Source organism: Mycobacterium europaeum (genome assembly GCF_034555895.2).
In the GTDB taxonomy this organism is placed as follows: Bacteria; Actinomycetota; Actinomycetes; order Mycobacteriales; family Mycobacteriaceae; genus Mycobacterium; species Mycobacterium europaeum.
In genome coordinates, this window is sequence record NZ_CP157315.1 from 5,731,329 (window position 1) to 5,747,902 (window position 16,574).

The following is a 16,574-nucleotide window of genomic DNA, read 5'->3' on the forward strand; positions in this document are numbered from 1 at the left end:
CTCGTGGTGGGTCGGCCGGCCGCTACGATGAATCGCGTTCATGATGGTGAAGACGGATCGTCACGCGCGGCGCGACGTTCAGGCGCTTCCAGGCGGGCACCGAGAGGCTCAACGCGTGAGGAGTTGCCTGACGCACCGTTGGCTTGTGCAGTAGCTTTAGCTTTTAGATTAGAATTTCGGGGTGTCGATGAACCTGGGTGCCGTGGGGCGGCTGCTACCGGAGTTGACCGGAGATGCCCGAGCCGATCGTTGGCGCGAGCATCGAGCTGCTGTGCGGGCGGAGCTGATAGAAGCGACGCTTCGCGCGATCGACGAGTATGGGCCTGACCTGTCCATCGACGATGTCGTAAAGACCGCGGGGATCCCCAGGCCCAAGCTGTATCGATTCTTCGCGGATAAGGACGCCTTATTCGCCGCGGTCGGCCAGCGGGTGCAGGAGATGATCATCGAGCAAGTCGTGCCGCAGTTTGATGCCGCCACCACGGCGCTGGAGCTGGTCAGCTCCGCGGTGGCCGCTTACGTCGGGCTCGTGGATAAGCGGCCTAATCTTTTTCGTTTCCTGGTGAATTCCCACTTCAGGGACGGGCGTTCGCCCGCGGATTTGATCGAGGGCGGCAGGCCGCTCTCGGACGCCACGGTGGATGTTTGGTCAGCCGCTATCGAGGCGCGTGGTGGCGAGGGCGCCAACTTTGAATATGTTGTGGATGCTGCTCTGGGAGCGGTGGGACTTGGTGTGCTGCGCTGGCTGAATTCCCCGACCGTCAGCAAGGATGCCCTTGTCGAAGAGTTGACCGCTTTTTTGTGGGGCGCCTTTTCGGCAATTGCGGAAGTGCGTGGGGTGCACCTCACTCCTGACACGAAGCTAGAGTCATCGGCCGAGGCAAATTAAGCGGTCGCTTTCCCAGTTCGGGCGGCTGGCGGCGCCGACATGCTGAACCTGCCCTGAACCGTAGAGGCATACACTACGAGGAGTGGATGTGCCGGAGACACGGATCGGGAGTGGAGATATCGTCAAGACCTGTGGATCGGTGAGTTTCAGGCGACCTGCGATCCGACGGTTTGAGGCTCAGCTGCCGACGGTTCGGGTGTGATGTCGATAGGCCGTTCGAGCGGCTTGCCCTTGTGGAAGACGGCGCTGGCACGGACGAGGGCGACCAAGTGTGGTGCGTTGACCGCGCGCCAGCGGGCCTGGGCGGCCTCGATTAGCTTGTAGGCCATCGCCAGCCAGGCCGCGCGGGAGCCCGGCCCTTTGGTGACTTTGGTCCTCAAACGTACTGTCGCAAAGGTACTTTCGATCGGATTTGTGGTGCGAAGGTGGATCCAATGCTCGGCGGGATACCGGTAGAACTCCAAAAACACCTCGGCGTCGTCGACGATCTTGGGCGACCGCTTTGGGGTATTTGGCGCCGTAGTCGATCTCGAACGCTTTGATCGCGAGCTGGGCTTTGTCGATATCCTCGGCGTTGTAGATCTCCTTCATCGCCGCGACTGCACCCTGGGTGCACCGATTTCGGCAGTGCGGCAAGAATATTGGCCTGCTTATGCCACCAGCAGCGCTACTCTCGAATATCCGGGAACACCTCCCGCACGCCTTGCAGAAGCCCAGGGCGCCGTCGCCGACCGCGAGCACCGCTGCGGTCATGGCGCGGCGGCGGCAATCGCGCAGCAAATCAGCCCAGAACTCAGTCGATCCCCGGAAGCCGTCAGCCAGCCCGACGAGCTCCATGCGGCCATCAGCACGGACCCTCGGCACGGGCGCGGGGCTCTCGGTTCCCAACCAGCGCGCCAACGCGATGACCGATGCCCACGTTTCCATGACAACTGTTTTGGACCGTGAAAGAGTTGGCATGCGCGTTCAACCGCCCCGGCATGTCTGGAGACTCCATTTCTTGGAAAGGATGGAGTCATGTCAGGTGGTTTGTCGAGGAGGTACCAGCCAGAGCTGCGGGAGCGGGCGGTGCGGATGGACGCGGAGATCAGCGATCAGCACGATTCGGAGTGGGCAGCGACCAGTGAGATCGCCGGGCTACTTGGTGTTGGCACGGCCGAGGCGGTGCGCAAGTGGGTGCGCCAGGCTCAGATCGATGCGGCGCACGCGGGGATCACGACCGAAGAGTCCTCCGAGCTAAAACGACTGCGGCGAGAGAACGCCGAATTCGGAAGGACCAACGTTATCTTGGGCGGGCTCGACTGTTTGGGGGCGTGATCTGGGTGTTTGTGTCGTGGACGGTGTCCGTGATGTGGGTGTCGGCGATGCGGTTGGCGCGGAGCTGTCCGTGCAGGAGTGCGATCTGGTTTCGTAGTTGACGGTTTTCGTTGTCGAGTTCGCGGATGCGTTCGTGTGCGAGGGTGAGGCGTTGGCGCAGGGAGGCGTCGGAGCCGCGCTCGACTGGGGCAGGTGGTGCCGGCTCGGGCGTCTCCGATATGGCGGTCAGTCGGCGGAGTTGGTCGCGCAGTGCGGGCTGGGCATACAGCCATGAGCGGGAGACGCCGGCGAGGGCGGCGATCTGTGTGATAGTGCGCCGCTGGCCGGTTTCGCCGAGTTCCTGCAGGGCTTGCCGGGCGCGTTGGAGGGTGTCGGCGCGGCGGCGTTGGGCAGCGGCGAGGAGGTAGTGGCTGTTGTCATGGCGCATCGGATGGTTCCTTTCCGCAGCATGTTTCGCTGCCCGCTGCAGCGCACCGGCAGTCGCGTTGGTCGGTTTCGAGGGTGGCGATGATGGTAAGCAGGTTGGTTTCGACGGTGTGGTTCATCTCGGCCAGGCGGGTGTGGCCGTCGGTTTGAGCACGCGAGATCAACGTGCGGGTGTCATCGAGCTGCTTGCGGTGTTGGGGTAGGAATTCGGCGGTCGTGATGAACAGCGGACAAGTCAAACATGCGTTGGCGTGCGGGCACGATTTCTGTAGTGGCAGACCACAATAGCCGTTGGGCAGCGCTATTTTCGCGCGTGCAAGGTTCTGCTTCATCCACTCGCCATCGGCGAGGGGCCCGTCGACGGTGATGTCGACCGGCTCACCGTGGATGTTGATCTTCTGGGCGCGTTCCCACTGCTCTCGTATGGTGGTGTCGGCCAATCGGGCATACACGGCGGTCATGGTGTGGCTGGTGTGGTCGAGCAGGCGTCGGACCACTTCCTGCGGCACCTCATGGTTGATCCATCGTGTGGCCGCCGTGTGCCGGAACTGATGAGCGGTGATATGCGCTGGCTGACCGAGTTCATCTGTGACACCACATGTTTCGAGCCACTGCCCGAGCTGGAGGTGGAACGTCACGGTGGGAATGGGCAGCCGTCCGTCGGGGTTGGCGCTGCTGCGCGGCAGCAACACGGCGGTGGTTGGAAACCGCTGCCGGGTGCGCTCCTGCTGCGTCTGGATCATGGCGGTGAGTTCGTCGTCGATGGGCACCACCGCGTCGCGGCGCATCTTATGGTTGCGGTAGCGCAAATAGACCGCGCCCTGCGGGTCGCGAACCAGACAGTCCAGCGCCAGCCGGGTGGCGTCGCCAATGCGCAGGCCGGTGCGGATGAGGACCTCCACCAGCAGCCGGATCCGCGGGTCGCTGATCCGGTCGAGGTTGGCCGGGCTTTCCAACTGGCCCATGACGAACTCGGGAATCGCCCGCGGTGCCGGTGTCTCGTCACGGCGGGGCTGGTCGCTGGGATACAGCTGCGCCTCGGCCGGCAGCGATGCCCACCGGTGCTGGCGAACGGCATTCAGAAACCCGGTCACACAGCCGATCTCGGCGCTGCGGGTCTTCGGTTGTGGGATCTCAACGGCCAGTCGAGCCAGGTAGGCCTCCAGCGCTGCCCGCTCGAGCGCACCCGGGCCCGACGAGCTCGCTAGTCCGGGCATGAACTGCGACAAACGAACGAGCGCGAGGCGATCACTGCGTAGCTGCCCCAGCCCGACTCCGCACGACATGCGCCACCGGCACCATCGTTTGGCCAGCTCTCGAAGCCAGACTGGGTGCACCGCAGTGAAATCCAGTTTGGCCCCGTCATGGCCGGAAACACCGAGCCGCCGTAGCCGCCACACGTCACGCTGGTATTCGCTGTCCCAGCCGGTCCCGTCGCGCAAATCGAGCACGCACTCGATCGCGTAACCGAGGAACGCGCGCGGGGTGTTGACCGACGCCGCGGCCGGCAGCCCGGCCAGCCAGTCGGCCAGCGGACGATCCAGCAGCGACTCGGCCCCGGTTGCCGACAAGTGGTCCAGCAGCGGCTTGATCGATCGCGGTGTGGTGCGGGTTCGGTTCAGGTCGACGCGGCATTGCAGCGCGTAGCCGATCTCCAGCCGCAACTGCGGCCGCAGCGGCCGCAAGTCGAAGCGATCCTCGCCGTAGCTGGCGCAGTAGGCGATGAACTCCGCCGCCGACGGGCGACCACGCAGCCGCCACCGCCGGTGGTGGGAATGACACCACCCGGCGTCCAGTTCGGCCCACAACATGCACCCCGGGATGGCGCACACCGCTGCCGGCGTGCCGGCCACGTCCGGCTTCCACCGATCCACCACTGGGCGTCCGGCCTTGTCCCAGGCGTGGGAATGCGTGTAGCACAACCGATACCGATGCTGCCCGAAGCCGCAACCGGGCACCAGGCACGATTGCAGCGGCCGGTACCCCATCACCTCTGGATCAGCGGTCGCCGCCCACGCCCGTCGGTCATCCGGGCGACCCGCCTTTCTCCACCGGCCCAGATGGGCCGGGCAGAGCCCGGCGTAGCGACTCGAACGCACACACCCGGGCACCGCGCATGCCGGCGACCCGAGAATCGGATCCGCGACGGCGGGCACCAGCACCTCGACCCGGAACTCCGCACGCACCGCTGCGCCCAAACGCGCAACCCAGCCGGGCTCAATCGGCGGCGCCAGCACCTCGACGCTCACCACGACCCATCCCGGTCCGCCAGCCACCCCGCGGCCACCAACGCGCGGCGGGTGTCCTCGACCTTCAGATGCGCGTACGCGTCACTGGTCGTCGCGATCGACGCGTGCCCCAACAGATGGGCCACCACCTCGACCGGCACCTGGCGGCGCAACAACTCTGTCGCATACGAGTGGCGAAAAGTATGCGGCCCGAACATGATTCCGGTCCGCTCCCGCAATCGGCAGACCAAATCGTAGACGCTGGCATACGTCAACGGATACCCAATAGGACCGGACCACAAGTTGACGAATACGTAATCGCTGTCCAGCTCGCCGTACTCGCCATGCAGATAATCCGCATACAGCCGGATCACCGCGCCCGGCACCGGCACCTGGCGACCCCCGCCCTTGGCTCGGGCACGATTCGTATTCACCCTCGGCACCACCGTCACCAGCCGAGCAGCCGCATCGATGTCGCTGTGCCGCAACCCCAACGCCTCACCAACCCGCAGCCCGGATGCAGCCAGCAGAGAAAACAGGAACCGATCCCGCAGCCGATCACAGGCCGCCACGATCGCCGCGACCAGTTCCGTGTCCAGCGTGTCCGGGATGCGCCGCTGGGCCCGTAACCGGATCCGCCTGCTGCGCTCCGGTCGAGATCCCAGGTGCGCCAGCAGTGGTCGCCACGATCCACCATGTCCCTTATGCCGCTGCCAGGTCGTCAACAGATCACCCAGGTCCACTCCGTGGCGCTGATGGAATTCATAAAACGCCGAGATTGCCGATAGCTTGCGGTTCACCGTGGCCTCCGAGCACATGCTCTCCGCCGTCGGCAGCGCTGACACATTGCCCACTCGCCCCGCCGCGGGTAGTCGCAGCCACGCCACGAACCGGCCCACCTCCTCCAGTCGCACCCGCGACCACACCAGGCCGCCCCGATCGAGGAACTCGAACCAATCCCGCAGATCATGGGCATAGGCCTTGACCGTGTTCGGTGAGCGCTCGATCGCGTGCAGATGCGACAAGAACGCCTCGACCGGCTCCACCACCACCGCATCCTGATCCACCAGCGTCCACGATTCGCGGTCGCCGAACGGCATCACCACCGACTGCACCCGCAGCCCAGGACTCGTCACAGACACCGAAGATAACTGGTCCACAACGCATTTCCCGGCATCTCCGAACGCGTGTCGTCTACATGGTGAACAGCTTCCTCACGGCCTCAGATAACCAATGCGATTTTCAAGACGGCGTCGGCTTTCTCCGCGGCCGAGCTCGACCTGCCAACACACTAATCACCCAGTTCATCGCCGATCATCACGGTCACCGCGATGGCCCTGATGGTTTGCGGTGGGGTGTCGAGTCGATCTGCACACAGCTGACCGAGCTGGGTATGCCGATCGCCCCATCGACCTATTACGACCACATCAACCGCGAGCCCAGCCGCCGCGAACGCCGTGACGACGAACTCAAAGAACAGATCAGCCGGCTCTACGCCGCCAACTACGGCGTGTACGGTGCCCACAAGGTGTGGCTGGCGCTCAACCGCGAGGGCACTCCAGTGGCCAGATGCACCGTCGAGCAGGGTTTGCCTACGTCGCTTTCGCCACCGACGCCTACGCGCGGCGGGATGCTGGGCTGGCGGGTCGCTTCCACGATGGCCACCTCGATGGTCCTCGATGCGATCGAGCAAGCCATCTAGAACCGTCAACAAGAAGGTGTACTGATCTCAAAGACGTTGTCCACCAGACGGATCGGGGATCGCAGTCAATACACCTCGATCAGGTTCAGCGAACGGCACGCAGAAGCGGGCATCCAGTCCTCGGTCCGAGCGGTCGGCAGCTCCTATGACTGTGAGAATGTTGGCGGCTGTCTGGTCGCCTGACTCGTGTTATGACTGACCCAGCGGTATGGGTGTCCTGGCTGTTGATCTGTCGTCCAACGGGCGGTCGTTCCACCTCGTGCTGACCGAGCGGGCAGTGACCTCATAGAAGCCTGACCACACCAGGTCCCATCGCAGTCCCGTCACCCGACCGGCCAGCCTCAACAACCCGCTGAAGGTCGCAATGACAAGCATGGCAACCACACCTCGCCGCGGTCGAGTCGTGATCGGTGTTGATACCCACAAGTTCGTTCATGTCGCCGCCGCGTTCGACGACTTCGGCGCGGTGCTTGACACCGGAACGTTCCAAGCCGACCGCGCCGGCTATGCCGAGCTGATCGAATGGGCTAGCCACCCGGGCCACATCCTGACCTTCGCCATCGAAGGCACCGGCTCCTACGGAGCCGGCCTGACCGCAGCCGTGCGTCGCAGCGACATCGGTGTCGTGGAGGTAATGCGCACCGACCGGCGCGACCGGCGGCTGCGCGGCAAGTCCGACTTCCTGGACGCCGAAAACGCCGCCCGTGCCGTGCTTGGTAGCCATGCCACCGCCACCCCGAAGACCGCCGATGACACCGTGGATATGATCCGACAGATCAAAATCGCCAAAAATATTGCGGTCAAAGCCCGTTCGGCAGCGATGATCTCGCTGAAGACGGTCATCGTTAACGCCCCAGACGAGCTGCGTGAACAACTGCAGCCCTTGTCCAAGATGGCCCTAATCCGCCGCTACGCCGGCCTGAGGCCAGCTGGCATCAGCACGGTCGAAGCCGCAACCAAGCACACCCTGCGCTCGATCGCCCGCCGCTGGCAGCATCTCAACGAGGAGATCACTGAACACGAGAAACTACTCGCCCAATTGGTCACCGAGATCGCGCCAGAGTTGACCGCAGCATTCGGCATCGGCGCCGACACCGCCGCCGAGATGCTCATCGTCGCCGGCGACAACCCCGACCGGATCCGTATTGAAGCCGCGTGGACCAAGCTGTGCGGCGTGTGCCCGATCCCAGCCTCCACCGGCAAAACCGTTCGCCACCTGCTCAACTGGGATGGCCACCGCCAGGCTAATGCGGCGATCTACCGCACCGTCATCGTGGGCATGCAACACCATCAACCCACCCAGGCGTACCTCGCAAGACGCACCGCCGAAGGCAAGTCCAAGGCCGAAATCATCCGGTGCTTAAAACGCTTCCTTGCCCGTGAGATATGGGCCTCGTGCATCCACTGCGCACCACTCCACAAGCCGAAAAACCAGCCGCTTGACGGATATAGGAGCATCAATGCACTAGCCGAGACGGTCAACGGCCTGTACAAGACCGAGCTGATCAAGCCCGGCAAGCCCTGGCGCTCCATCAAGGACGTCGAGCTGGCCACCGCACGGCGGATCGACTGGTTCAACCACCGTCGCCTCTACGAATACTGCGGCGATATCCCCACCAGTTGAACTCGAAGCCGCCTATTGCACTCCACGCCAGAGACCAGCCGCTGGCTGAAATCTCACATCAGAAAGTCTCCGGACTCACCGGGGCGATTCAGGTGGCGGACAGATCCCTGCCGCCGAACGCGGCGACTTCGTCTTGCCACTGGGCGGTCAGCCGGGTAATCGTGGCTGCCGACAACCCGGCCCCCGACCCAGGAACTGCTCCAGGGCTCCGGCCTGAAATCCCCGCTGGACGCCCATGCAGGTACAGCAACGGCAACACCTCGGCCATCTGCGGCGACTTACGCGCTTACGCCGGCACGATCGTCGACGAGAACCGCTGCCGCTCAACGGTATCGGGATCAATACGTTTGTCATTGACCCGCGGGGCCTGCACCTTGACCGCCCCCCCGCGGTCAGCACGTCGCGGGGCTAGCGTTGCGCACCCTGTCGCTTCGCAGTACTGTAACGCCCGACACCCTGTACTGTCAGTATCCGAAACTAGAAGTTCGGGGAAAAGGTAACCTTCGTGGTCGACGGGGGCACAGGCTAGATATATAGGGGGTCGTGACCACTATGAGTGCACCGAGTGGGGTCTCGGTATCCGAGGACTCGGCGGATATGTTTCTCGGTGGGGGGAGGGCAGCAACTATTATCGTGGATGACGACATCATCTTCAGCCACTTTCTGGCGAACTTGTCGGGGTCGTTCCCGCCGGGGGAGGAGTTGTTCATTCGGTCGGTGCGCCGGTTTGCCGATGAGGTCACCGATCCTGGGTTGAAGAAGCGGGTGGCCGGGTTTATCGGTCAGGAATCGGTGCATGGCCAGCAGCATCGGGCGCTCAATGACAAGCTCGTTGACATGGGGTATCCGATTGCGTGGTGGGATTCCGAAAAGTTTGTTGATTGGGTGAAACGCATCGAGGAGGTGCTGCCGGCCCGGATTCCGCTGGCGGTGACAGCAGCCGCAGAACACTTCACCGTGGGTTCGCGACCTATGGATGACCCGGTGATCACGGCCAGAGTCATTCTCGTCGAAGACGTCCGGGATCAGACCTTTTCCAGCGTTGGGAGCTGGCGGCGTGTTTTCGCAGATGCCATTTCAATTCGGCAAAAGGCCGTGCTGAGAGGCCGTTCCAATGGTTTGAGTTCATCGTCCAAGTTGCGGTTTTTGATGCAGATGTCGACCCTGCCAACCATCGCAGCTTCTTCGTCCCTGGCGGCGCTAAGCATCTTCACGCTCAACGTGTTGTTGTGCAACGTCGGCACAACGGACATCTCTGGCGCGAGCGATGGGTTGAGCGCTACCACCCAGTATGGTCTGCTGGTCACGGTTTCGGCGGTCGCGCTGTACGTTGATCGGCTGCTGCAGCGCGACGCACGTGGTGCTGTTGTCGAGGGGCATCGGTGACGGCATCCAACGGTTTGTCGGTATACCTTCGTGAACAACTGCGGAAACCGCTAGGGCAGGTGGCCAGCTTCACTCAGATGTGTGTGCTAACCGGCAAGGCGCTTGCACGTCCGTTCCAATGGCGCGAATTCATCCTACAGGGTTGGTTTCTACTCGGTGTGTCGTTCCTGCCAACCGTTATGGTCGCAATTCCGCTCACCGTGCTAATCATCTTTACGCTGAATATCTTATTGGCCGAATTTGGGGCCGCCGACGTCTCCGGCGCTGGGGCTGCGCTCGGCGCCGTCACTCAACTGGGCCCCCTTGTGACGGTGCTCGTGGTCGCTGGCGCAGGTTCTACTGCGATTTGTGCGGATTTGGGCGCTAGGACTATTCGCGAGGAGATCGATGCGATGGAGGTGTTGGGCATCGACCCGATTCATCGACTGGTAGTTCCCAGGGTGGTTGCATCGACCATTGTAGCCCTGCTGCTCAATGGCGCGGTGATCAGTATCGGGCTGGTCGGCGGGTTCTTGTTCGGTGTGTATATCCAGAATGTTTCGGCCGGCGCATACGTTTCGACCCTAACCTTGATTACTGGATTGCCCGAGGTGCTGATCTCGATTGTGAAGGCCACCTTATTCGGGCTTATTGCCGGGCTGGTGGGTTGCTACCGCGGGTTGACAGCCGGCGGGGGAGCCAAAGGGGTGGGCACAGCAGTCAACGAAACGTTGGTTCTTGCGGTGGTCGCATTATTTGCGGTCAACGTGGTGCTGACTACCATTGGTGTGCGGTTCGGAACGGGGCGTTGAGATTGGCTTCCCCGACGGTCGTGCAATCACGTTTCCCACGCGCTTGGAAGCTAGGCGCCGGATGGGTCGGCGCTCCTGGCCGTGCGCTCGACGCCTCTGGTGATGTCGCGCTGTTCGTCGGCGAAGTGCTCCGTTATCTCGGGTTTACCCTAAAGAATTACCGAAAGGAAGTCTTGCGCCTGATCGCCGAGATCGGCATGGGCACTGGCGCAATGGCCGCCGTCGGCGGCACGGTGGCGATCATCGGCTTTGTGACGCTATCGGCCGGTTCGCTGATTGCGATTCAAGGGTTCGCCTCGCTAGGCAATATCGGCGTTGAGGCGTTCACCGGTTTCTTCGCCGCGCTAGCGAATGTGCGTGTGGTGGCGCCAATCGTAACTGGCACTGCTTTAGCCGCGACCGTCGGGGCCGGTGCTACAGCGCAATTGGGCGCCATGCGGATCAGCGAGGAGATTGATGCGCTTGAGGTGATGGGAATCAAATCAGTTTCGTATTTGGTATCTACCCGAGTTATTGGCGCCTTCATCGTCACTATCCCACTATATTCGGTCGCGGTCCTCCTCTCGTTCTTTTCCGCCCAGCTGGTGACAACTTTGTTCTATGCGCAATCAATCGGAACGTATGACCATTACTTCAACACTTTCCTGAGGGTTAACGACTTCTGGTACTCTCTTGCGGAGACGGTCGCCATTTCGGCAGTCGTGATGTTGAACCACTGCTACTACGGATACAACGCCAGCGGCGGTCCGGTTGGAGTCGGCGTGGCAGTCGGGAGATCGATGCGCGCATCGCTAATCGCCATCGTAATGGTCGTGCTAATGGCTTCGTTAGCGATTTACGGCGTCAACCCCAACTTCAATCTCACGGTGTAAATTATTATGGCAACCACAAGCAAGCGGCTACGGCGACTTATTTCGGTCCGAAAGTTAGCGGGGCTGGCTTTGTGGCTCATCACCGCGGTCGTGCTGATCGTCGTCTGGGTCCAGTTCCGGGGTGGCTTCACACCCAAGATAACCTTAACAGCATTGGCTAGCCGGTCGGGTTTGGTCTTGGATCGGGGGGCGAAAGTCACTTACAACGGGGTGGAGATCGGCCGGGTGGGCAGCATCAGCGAGGTGGAGCGTGACGGAAAGCCGGCGGCCAAGCTGCTGCTGGAAATTGCGCCAAAATACGCCGGGCTGATCGCGCTAAACGTAAATGCCGAAATTACAGCCACCACGGTGTTTGGCAACAAGTACGTGTCGTTGAGTTCGCCCAAACAACCTGTGGCCCGGAAGGTTACACCGGCTGACATAATTGTGGTGAGGTCGGAAACAACGGAGTTTAACACGTTGTTCGAGACGGTCATGCAGATTTCAGAGAAGGTGGATCCGGTCAAGGTGAACTTAACGCTTTCGGCGGTGGCTGCAGCGTTAAATGGGCAAGGCGATAAATTCGGGGCTTCGATCATCAATGGAAACACCATACTCGATGACATCAACCCGCAGATGCCTCAAATCCGCCATGATATTCAACGGTTGGCGGATTTAGCCGATATCTACGGGGATGCCTCGCCGGATCTTTGGAGCGCCCTCGATAACGCAGTCACCACGGCGCGTACCTTCAACCAGCAAAAGAAGGATCTGGACGCCGCACTCTTGGCCGCGGTGGGGGTTGGAAACACCGGTGCCGACATCATTGACCAGAGCAGATCGGACCTGCAGCATGCGGTCAGCGACCTGGTGCCGGTGACTCAACTGCTTGACACCTACAGTCCGGAGCTTTACTGCCTTTTTCACCATGGCGCTAATGTGCTACCGAAAGTGACGGATGGGGAGAGCGGCAACGGTTACTCGGTAAGGTTAACAGGCACGATCTTGGGAGGAACAAATGCGTACGTCTATCCTGACAACTTGCCGCGAGTGAATGCTCACGGCGGACCGGGCGGGAAACCGGGATGCTGGAAGACCATTACCCGCGATCTGTGGCCTGCTCCGTACTTGGTAACGGATAGCGGTTCCAGCATCGCGCCATACACCCACTTTGGAATCCCGCAACCGCAGGCCAATGAATACGTGTGGGGCCGCCAGTGGGGGGAGAACACGATCAACCCATGAAAAAAATCACCGCTACGGCAGTGAAGTTTAGTACTGCCGTATTAACTTTAATTGCCGTGACGGTCATCATTGTCGTGGTGTTCGCCCAGTTGCGCTTTAACAAGACCTCCAGCTACACGGCCGAATTCAGTACTGCGAGCGGCTTGCGCGCCGGCCAGTTTGTCCGTGCCTCCGGGGTGGAGATCGGCAAAGTAAGCAGCGTACGGATCACGGAGGGCGGTCATCGGGTGCGTGTGGACTTCGAAGTAGACCGTTCGGTGCCGCTTTATCAGTCGACGACCGCGTCCATTCGCTATGCCGACCTACTTGGGCAGCGCTACGTAGAACTTAAGCGCGGCGACGGTGAAGGGATGGATCGGGTGTTGCCGCCGGGTGGGTTTATCCCGCTGTCACGTACGGAGCCAGCCCTGGATTTAGATGCACTGATCGGTGGTTTCAAGCCGGTGTTTCGCGCGCTCGATCCCGACAAAGTCAATACGATTGCGACCGCGATCGTCACTGTGTTTCAGGGCCAAGGTGGCACGATCAACGATATCTTGGACCAGACGGCGCAACTAACCGCGCAGATCGCTGGACGTGACCAGGCAATCGGTGAAGTCATCTCAAACCTTAACGTCGTGCTAGAGACCACGGTCAAGCATCGCAAGGAATTCGACCAAACGATCGACAACGTCGATAAGTTGATCACCGGGTTGAGCAATCAAGCCGATCCGCTCGCGGCCAATGTCGCGCACATCGGTAATGTGGCCGGCACGCTGGCGGATCTGTTGTCAGACAATCGGCCACTGCTGCAGAAGGCCGTTGGCTATGTGCAGAATACCCTCCAACCGCTAATTGACCGGCTCGACTACGTCGACGGGGTGTTACGGGACGCCCCACAATCTGCGAAGCGTGTCGCGGGTATCGGGGGGCTTTATGGCGACTTCTTCAATTTCTACGCGTGCGACGTCACGCTGAAGGTTGATGGCCTGCAGCCTGGCGGGCCCGTCCGTACCGTGAAGCTTTGGAGTCAGCCGACGGGGAGGTGCACTCCGAAGTGAGAACCCTTCAAGCAATCAATCCGTATCGGATGGGGGCGATGGGAATCATCGTTGCAGCGGTGGTGACCGGAGTAGGGCAAAGCTTCACCAGCATTCCGATGTTGTTTGCCCAGGCAACCTATTACGGAGAGTTCAAAGACACAGGCGGGCTGAACAAGGGCGATAAAGTTCGCATCGCTGGGGTAAATGTCGGCGAAGTGCAGGGATTTACGATCAATGGCAACCATGTAGTCATGAAGTTTTCCATCGGCTCCAATACAATCGGATCTAAAAGCCGTCTTGCGATCCGTACCGATACCATCCTGGGGAAGAAAGTGCTCGAGATCGATCCCCAAGGCTCCCGCGTGCTCCAACCAAATGCGACACTCCCGCTTGGGCAAACCACCAGCCCGTACCAGATCTACGACGCGTTCTTCGACGTCACGAAGGCGGCTACCGGCTGGGACATCAATACAGTCAAACGCTCCCTGAATGTGCTGTCGCAGACAGTTGAGCAGACTTACCCGCATCTGAGTGCAGCACTGGATGGTGTGGCCAAGTTCTCTGACACGCTAGGGAAACGCGACGAGCAAATCCAACGGCTGCTTGCTGACGCTAGGAAGGTGGCAAGCATACTCGGTGATCGCAGCAAGCAAATCGATCGGATTTTGGTTAACACGCAGATCGTTCTGGCGGCGTTCAACGAGCGCAAGAGTGCCATCGACGGCTTGCTGGGCAATATCGCCGCCGTTTCCGCCCAGTTGAAGGGTTTGATCGATGACAACCCGAATCTGCATAACGTTGTCGAGCAATTGAGGACGATTAGCGATCTGCTACTCAAACACAAAAAAGATCTCGTCGAGTGGGCGCCTAACGTAAGCTATTATGCGTCGGCTTTGGCGGAGTCGGTAGCGTCGGGTCCCTACTTTAAGGTGGCTCTGCTGAATCTTGCACCTTTTTGGATGACTCAGCCTTGGGTCGACGCGGCGTTCAAGAAACGTGGGATCGACCCTGAACAATTCTGGCGCAGCGCTGGTTTGCCCGCCTACCAGTTCCCCGATCCTAACGGCACCCGGTTTCCCAATGGCGCGCCACCGCCAGCTCCGCCGGTAAGGGAGGGCACCCCGGACCATCCAGGACCGGCGGTTCCGCCAGGCGCGTCGTGCGCTTACACCCCCGCAGAGGACGGTTTGCCGCGGCCATGGAACCCGCTTCCCTGCATGGGTTTGGGCGCCGGCCCTTTCGGTGGCCCGTCGACGATCGCGCCGTTTGACGTCCAAACGTCACCTCCCGACCCTAATGGGCTGCCACCAACACCCGGTATCCCGATTGCCGGACGACCTGACGAGCCCCCGCCGAATGTGCCAGGCACTCCGGTGCGGCTTCCCGTAAAAGCTCCACCAGGCGCGCGTACCGAGAACCTGGCGCCGGCCGGCCCGACATCACCGCCGTCGACCTTCGCGCCAGGACTCCCCCCGGGACCACCATTCCCGCCGGGCCCGGGCCCGCAGCTGCCGGGCCCATTCATCACCCCGGGCGGAACAGGAGGCAGCGGCGCTGCGACGGGAGGCAGCCAGAATTGAGTACTGTTTTCGATATACGCAAAATTCAACTCCCGAAGTTTTCGCGAACTGCAATCATCGTTGGGTCCTTGGTGATACTGCTGGCGTCTATTACGACGCTGGCTGCTCGGGATTTCTACGAAAAAATGACCAATAACACGGTGGTTGCGTATTTCCCGGAGGCAAACGCGCTTTATGTCGGGGACAAGGTCCAGATAATGGGTGTGCGAGTGGGCGCGATCGACAAGGTCGAGCCGTCGGGTGACAAGATGAAGGTGACTTTCCACTACGAGAAAAAATACAAAGTGCCCGCTGACGCCTCTGCGGTGATCCTCAATCCCGCGCTGGTCGCCTCGCGCGTCATTCAGCTGGAACCGCCCTATGAAGGCGGCCCATCGCTAGGAAATCATGCGGTGATCCCCATCGAACGAACACAGGTGCCGGTGGAATGGGATCAGTTGCGCAATGGTATCACGGACATTATCTCGAAGCTGGGACCTACGCCCGAGCAGCCCAAGGGGCCTTTCGGCGAAGTCATCGAATCTTTCGCGGACGGCTTGGCCGGCAAAGGCAAAGAGATCAACAGTACTTTGACCGGGCTTTCGCAAGCGTTGACCGCGCTAAATGACGGGCGTGCCGATTTCTTTGCCGTGCTGCGCAGCATGGCCTTATTCGTCAACGCGCTATATAAAGATGATCGGAATTTCGTCGCTTTGAATAAGGACCTCGCCGTATTTACCAGTTCACTTACCAGCTCAGATCCCGGGCTTGCGAAGGCACTGCAACAGGTAGACGATATGCTTCCCGCATTGCGAAAGCTTCTAGCGGACAATCGTGATGGGCTAACCCACGACATCAACACCCTCGCCGATGTGACCACCGCGCTGGTTCAACCCGAGCCGCTGAATGCGCTTGAAACGGCGCTGCATGTCTTCCCCCATTTTGCCGCCAACGCCCTCGCAATCTATGAGCCGGCGCACGGCGCGCTGACAGGTGCAATAGCCCTGCCAAACTTTGCCAACCCATTGCAGTTCATCTGCAGCGCGATGCAGGCCGGCAGCCGTATGGGATACCAAGAGTCTGCCGAACTGTGCGCACAATACTTGACGCCGGTTTTGGATGCGATCAAGTTCAATGGACCCCCGGCTGGCATCAACCTGTACCAAACTCCTGCTGTACTGCCCAAACATATCGCATATTCCGAGCCTCGGTTACAGCCTCCGCCGGGGTTCAAGGACACCACGGTCCCCGGGATTTGGGCGCCGGACTCGCCGTTGTCACATGGTAACCACGAGCCCGGCTGGGTCGTAGCGCCCGGTGAGCAAGGCCTCACAGTGGGACCGGCTACCGAAAGCTTGCTGACACCGGACTCGCTCGCTGAGCTGATGGGAGGCCCGGACACGACACCGCCGCCATCAAGGTTTCAGACGCCGCCGGGGCCGCCCAACGCCTATTCCAATATGGGTCCACCGCCGCCGGGCCCGCCACCCGCCGCTGACGCAGCATCAGTCGCGACAGGATCCGGCCAGTGAGC

General features: G+C 61.2%; 11 protein-coding genes and 7 pseudogenes. 12 read left to right on the plus strand and 6 right to left on the minus strand.

Translation table 11 applies throughout. The features are described 5' to 3' along the window. Nucleotides 1-187: 187 nt before the first annotated feature. Entirely contained in the window at nt 188-889 is a 702-nt protein-coding gene (locus U8D42_RS26660) for a TetR/AcrR family transcriptional regulator (protein WP_033721584.1), read from the plus strand. Between the two features lie 146 nt (nt 890-1,035). On the opposite strand, the gene U8D42_RS29430 is transcribed toward U8D42_RS26660, so the two are convergent. Next, entirely contained in the window at nt 1,036-1,359 is a 324-nt protein-coding gene (locus U8D42_RS29430; protein ID WP_268988642.1) for a transposase, read from the minus strand. Nucleotides 1,360-1,435: 76 nt separating this feature from the next. Then, a pseudogene (locus U8D42_RS29435) lies at nt 1,436-1,849 on the minus strand (transposase); the annotation flags it as partial. Between the two features lie 57 nt (nt 1,850-1,906). Here U8D42_RS29435 and U8D42_RS26670 point away from each other — a divergent pair. Further along, nucleotides 1,907-2,179, plus strand: a pseudogene (locus tag U8D42_RS26670) (transposase); the annotation flags it as partial. Here U8D42_RS26670 and U8D42_RS26675 read toward each other — a convergent pair. Genes U8D42_RS26675 through U8D42_RS26685 form a run of 3 tightly spaced genes read right to left on the minus strand, consistent with a single transcriptional unit; the run spans nt 2,172 to nt 5,960 of the window. Continuing rightward, a complete protein-coding gene (locus U8D42_RS26675; protein WP_007172469.1) occupies nt 2,172-2,633 on the minus strand; it encodes a DUF6262 family protein in 462 nt (153 codons plus the stop codon). The pseudogene U8D42_RS26670 and the gene U8D42_RS26675 sit on opposite strands and share 8 nt — an antisense overlap. Continuing rightward, nucleotides 2,623-4,908, minus strand: a complete 2,286-nt coding sequence (locus U8D42_RS26680; protein WP_225325992.1) for a tyrosine-type recombinase/integrase — start codon at nt 4,906-4,908, stop codon at nt 2,623-2,625. Before U8D42_RS26680 ends, U8D42_RS26675 begins: the two co-directional genes overlap by 11 nt. Beyond that, nucleotides 4,878-5,960, minus strand: a complete 1,083-nt coding sequence (locus U8D42_RS26685) for a tyrosine-type recombinase/integrase (protein ID WP_033717226.1) — start codon at nt 5,958-5,960, stop codon at nt 4,878-4,880. Before U8D42_RS26685 ends, U8D42_RS26680 begins: the two co-directional genes overlap by 31 nt. A gap of 132 nt (nt 5,961-6,092) precedes the next feature. Between U8D42_RS26685 and U8D42_RS26690 the strand changes: the two are divergent. The 3 pseudogenes from U8D42_RS26690 to U8D42_RS26700 form a co-directional block, all read left to right on the plus strand. Next, nucleotides 6,093-6,712, plus strand: a pseudogene (locus U8D42_RS26690) (DDE-type integrase/transposase/recombinase); the annotation flags it as partial. Nucleotides 6,713-6,935: 223 nt separating this feature from the next. After that, nucleotides 6,936-7,811 (plus strand): annotated as a pseudogene (locus U8D42_RS26695) (IS110 family transposase); the annotation flags it as partial. Between the two features lie 210 nt (nt 7,812-8,021). Beyond that, a pseudogene (locus U8D42_RS26700) lies at nt 8,022-8,235 on the plus strand (integrase core domain-containing protein); the annotation flags it as partial. A 42-nt stretch (nt 8,236-8,277) separates the two neighbouring features. On the opposite strand, the pseudogene U8D42_RS26705 reads toward U8D42_RS26700, so the two are convergent. Continuing rightward, nucleotides 8,278-8,591 (minus strand): annotated as a pseudogene (locus tag U8D42_RS26705) (IS256 family transposase); the annotation flags it as partial. Between the two features lie 190 nt (nt 8,592-8,781). On the opposite strand from U8D42_RS26705, the pseudogene U8D42_RS29440 reads away from it, so the two are divergent. From U8D42_RS29440 to U8D42_RS26740, 7 genes and pseudogenes are all read left to right on the plus strand, one after another. Then, nucleotides 8,782-9,143: pseudogene (locus U8D42_RS29440) on the plus strand (metal-dependent hydrolase); the annotation flags it as partial. Nucleotides 9,144-9,649: 506 nt separating this feature from the next. Then, nucleotides 9,650-10,363: an MlaE family ABC transporter permease gene (locus U8D42_RS26715; protein ID WP_085981747.1), complete on the plus strand. Its 714-nt coding sequence runs from the start codon at nt 9,650-9,652 to the stop codon at nt 10,361-10,363. A gap of 110 nt (nt 10,364-10,473) precedes the next feature. Then, a complete protein-coding gene (locus U8D42_RS26720) occupies nt 10,474-11,235 on the plus strand; it encodes an ABC transporter permease (protein ID WP_371869965.1) in 762 nt (253 codons plus the stop codon). Between the two features lie 6 nt (nt 11,236-11,241). Next, nucleotides 11,242-12,459, plus strand: coding sequence for an MCE family protein (locus tag U8D42_RS26725; RefSeq protein WP_007172259.1), 1,218 nt, complete (start codon nt 11,242-11,244; stop codon nt 12,457-12,459). After that, the gene (locus U8D42_RS26730) at nt 12,456-13,499 is read left to right on the plus strand and encodes an MCE family protein (protein WP_007172260.1); all 1,044 of its coding nucleotides are present in this window, start codon (nt 12,456-12,458) and stop codon (nt 13,497-13,499) included. The genes U8D42_RS26725 and U8D42_RS26730 overlap by 4 nt, the downstream gene beginning before the upstream one ends. Then, on the plus strand, nt 13,496-15,061 hold the full coding sequence (locus tag U8D42_RS26735; protein WP_007172261.1) for a virulence factor Mce family protein: 1,566 nt from the start codon (nt 13,496-13,498) through the stop codon (nt 15,059-15,061). The genes U8D42_RS26730 and U8D42_RS26735 overlap by 4 nt, the downstream gene beginning before the upstream one ends. After that, entirely contained in the window at nt 15,058-16,572 is a 1,515-nt protein-coding gene (locus tag U8D42_RS26740) for a virulence factor Mce family protein (protein WP_007172262.1), read from the plus strand. Before U8D42_RS26735 ends, U8D42_RS26740 begins: the two co-directional genes overlap by 4 nt. The last annotated feature ends 2 nt before the right edge of the window (nt 16,573-16,574 follow it).

Excerpts from the sequence above, each read along its gene's own strand:
- U8D42_RS26675 (WP_007172469.1), bottom strand. The coding sequence starts at position 2,633 with ATGCGCCATGACAACAGCCACTACCTCCTCGCCGCTGCCCAACGCCGC.
- U8D42_RS26730 (WP_007172260.1), top strand. The coding sequence starts at position 12,456 with ATGAAAAAAATCACCGCTACGGCAGTGAAGTTTAGTACTGCCGTATTA.
- U8D42_RS26715 (WP_085981747.1), top strand. The coding sequence starts at position 9,650 with ATGTGTGTGCTAACCGGCAAGGCGCTTGCACGTCCGTTCCAATGGCGC.
- U8D42_RS26725 (WP_007172259.1), top strand. The coding sequence starts at position 11,242 with ATGGCAACCACAAGCAAGCGGCTACGGCGACTTATTTCGGTCCGAAAG.
- U8D42_RS26660 (WP_033721584.1), top strand. The coding sequence starts at position 188 with ATGAACCTGGGTGCCGTGGGGCGGCTGCTACCGGAGTTGACCGGAGAT.
- U8D42_RS26685 (WP_033717226.1), bottom strand. The coding sequence starts at position 5,960 with ATGCCGTTCGGCGACCGCGAATCGTGGACGCTGGTGGATCAGGATGCG.